Here is a 2,020-nt window from a genome sequence, read left to right on the forward strand (position 1 = left end):
GGGCTGGCACGGCTGCTGGGCGAGGCGGAGGCCGATCCCGCCATCGGCGCCATCCTGATCACCGGGGCCGGCGGCGCCTTCTGTGCCGGCGGCGACGTGAAGGGCATGGCGGCGCGCAACGAGAGCGGCGAGCCCGAGCCGATCGATGTCGCCATTGCCCGCCAGCGCCGCAACCAGCGCGAGACGGCCGGGCGCCTGCACGCCATGCCCAAGCCAACCATCGCCGCCATTCCTGGCGCGGCCGCCGGCGCGGGCCTGTCGATCGCGCTGGCCTGCGATCTCAGGGTGATGGCCGACTCGGCATTCCTCACCACGGCGTTCGCCAAGGTCGGTTTCTCCGGCGATTATGGCGGCACCTATTTCCTGACCAAGCTGGTGGGCGCCGCCAAGGCGCGGGAGCTGTATCTCCTCTCCGACCGGGTGGACGCGGCCGAAGCGTTGCGGCTGGGCCTGGCCAACCGCGTGGTGCCGGCCGACGCGCTGATGGCCGAAGCCCATGCGCTTGCCGCGCGGCTCGCCGCCGGGCCGCGTGTCGCCTACCGCTACATGAAGGAAAATCTCAATCGCGCCTTTGCCGGCGGCGACATGGACGACTGCCTCGATCTCGAGGCCACGCACCATGTCCATTGCGGCCTCACCGAGGATCACAGGGAAGCGGCGAAGGCCTTTGTCGAGAAGCGGGTGCCGAGCTTCAGGGGGCGTTAGGCGATCACGCCGGACTCGCGTGCAAAGCCGATCACCAGTTCGGCATGGCGTTCGGGCGCCTCCTCGTGGGCGAGGTGGCCCAGGCCAGGCAGGCCGTGATGCTCCGCGTGGGTGCCGTGCTGGGCCAGCCGCTGCGCCACGGTGCGGCTGGTGGCGGGCGGCACCGTCTTGTCGCGCTCACCGTGCAGCAGCAGCACCGGGCAGTGGACGCCCGATATGCTGCGCTCGATGACATCCAGGTCCCAGTGCGCCATCAATGCCAGCGCGCCGCCGGTGTGGCCGGGGTTGCGGAACAGCCGCTCGTAATAGGCAACCTGCTCGCGCGTCGAATGGGAGCCGGTCCAGCGCTTGAGGAGATCGGGCATCGACTGGAAGCGGGTGGTGAAGCTGAAGAAGGCCGGCATGAACGGGTTGACGAACAGCGCCTTGGCCAGCCCGGGATAGACCTTGCCAACCCCGGCAAAGGGCAGCAGCGCGCCGCCCAGCGCCACCAGCGCGCGTGGGCTGACCAGTCGCCTTGCGGTGGTGACAAAGGCGATGGCGGCGCCCACGCTGTGGCCCAGGATCATCGCCGGTTCAGCCTTCAGCTCCGCCAGCAGCGCCGCCACGGCCTTTGCGACATTGTCGGGATCGGGCGCGTTCAGTTTGCCGGTGAAGCCATGGCCGGGCAGATCGGGGATGATGACGCGGAAGTGCTGCGCCAAGAGCGGCGCCAGGCCAGCGAAACTGTGGGTGGTGGCCCCGGTGCCGTGGATCAGCAGCAGAACCGGCGCATCCTCTGGCCCCGCCACCTGCACATGCCAGCGGATGCCGCCGGCCGTCACGAAGCGGCTCCACTCGCGGTGCGGCACCCGGGCCCCGTCGATATCCCAGCGCATCAGGCCCCTCCCGCCGTTGCGGCCTTCACCGCCGCCACCACCGACTTGGCATCGACACGCGGCAGCGTCACCAGCCGTGCCCCCATCGCAGCCGCCAATTCTGCCCCCTGCGGGCGCGGACGCGGGCTGCAATCGATGAACACCGCAGGGATGCCGGACGCGCGATAGGCCCGCGCCGACGCCAGCGCCGCCTCCTGCGGGCTGGTGGTGGCATCGCCACCCACGTTCGCCCGTCCATCGGTGAGCACCACCACCAGCGGCGTACGGCCCCGCCCCTTCTCGCCTTCCGCCACCTTGCGCGCCAGATCGAGGCCCGAGGCAATCGGCGTGCCGCCACCGCCGGCCAGCCCGGCCAGTTCCTTCTTGGCACGCGGCAGGCTGCGGGTGGGCGGCAGCGCCAGCGCCGCTTCGGTGCCGCGGAACGCCACCAGCGCCAC

3 protein-coding genes are annotated in these 2,020 nt (G+C 71.0%); 1 reads left to right on the top strand and 2 read right to left on the bottom strand.

Annotated elements, in window-relative coordinates; genetic code table 11:
- Positions 1-705: enoyl-CoA hydratase-related protein (locus GJV64_RS13990; protein WP_164158039.1), on the top strand; the 705-nt coding region annotated here is incomplete at its 5' end.
- Here the strand turns inward: GJV64_RS13990 and bchO are convergent.
- Positions 702-1,583 (bottom strand): alpha/beta fold hydrolase BchO, encoded by an 882-nt coding sequence (bchO, locus tag GJV64_RS13995; protein ID WP_164158041.1) that lies wholly within the window; start codon positions 1,581-1,583, stop codon positions 702-704. The genes GJV64_RS13990 and bchO overlap by 4 nt on opposite strands.
- The coding region (locus tag GJV64_RS14000; RefSeq protein WP_164158043.1) for a VWA domain-containing protein at positions 1,583-2,020 on the bottom strand (438 nt) is incomplete at its 5' end. The genes GJV64_RS14000 and bchO, both read right to left, overlap by 1 nt.

This window comes from Sandarakinorhabdus rubra (assembly GCF_010994245.1).
Classification (GTDB): Bacteria; Pseudomonadota; Alphaproteobacteria; order Sphingomonadales; family Sphingomonadaceae; genus Sandarakinorhabdus; species Sandarakinorhabdus rubra.

Coding starts and splice junctions, on each gene's coding strand:
- bchO (WP_164158041.1), bottom strand. CDS start 1,583: ATGCGCTGGGATATCGACGGGGCCCGGGTGCCGCACCGCGAGTGGAGC.